The organism is Streptomyces pratensis, from assembly GCF_037137275.1.
Lineage (GTDB): Bacteria > Actinomycetota > Actinomycetes > Streptomycetales > Streptomycetaceae > Streptomyces > Streptomyces pratensis_B.
In genome coordinates, this window is the sequence record NZ_JBBBEN010000012.1 from 1 (window position 1) to 694 (window position 694).

Sequence of the window (694 nt, forward strand, 5' to 3'; positions counted from 1 at the left end):
CATGCCGATCTTCACCTGGAACGTCCTGCTGACCGGTGTACTGGTCCTGCTGGCCTTCCCGGTCCTGGCCGCCGCGCTCTTCGCGCTGGAGGCCGACCGTAAATTCGGCGCGCATATCTTCGACGCGTCCAACGGCGGCGCCTTGCTCTGGCAACACCTCTTCTGGTTCTTCGGCCATCCAGAGGTGTACATCATCGCCCTGCCGTTCTTCGGAATCATTTCCGAGGTCATCCCGGTATTCAGCCGCAAGCCGATGTTCGGCTACATCGGTCTGATCTCCGCGACGATCGCCATCGCCGGTCTCTCCGTGACGGTGTGGGCGCATCACATGTACGTCACGGGCGGTGTGCTGCTGCCGTTCTTCTCCTTCATGACGTTCCTGATCGCCGTACCGACCGGTGTGAAGTTCTTCAACTGGATCGGCACGATGTGGAAGGGGTCGTTGTCCTTCGAGACACCGATGCTCTGGGCCGTCGGCTTCCTGATCACCTTCACCTTCGGTGGTCTGACCGGCGTCATCCTGGCCTCGCCCCCGCTGGACTTCCACGTCTCGGACTCGTACTTCGTCGTCGCGCACTTCCACTACGTCATCTTCGGCACCGTGGTCTTCGCGATGTTCTCCGGCTTCCACTTCTGGTGGCCGAAGTTCACCGGCAAGATGCTGGACGAGCGGCTCGGCAAGATCACGTTCTGG

Annotated in this window: 1 protein-coding gene; it reads left to right on the forward strand. The window is 61.2% G+C overall.

Going from position 1 to position 694, the window contains the following annotated elements; translation table 11 throughout:
* The coding region (locus V9U70_RS30665; RefSeq protein WP_336672317.1) for a cbb3-type cytochrome c oxidase subunit I at window positions 1–694 on the forward strand (694 nt) is incomplete at both ends.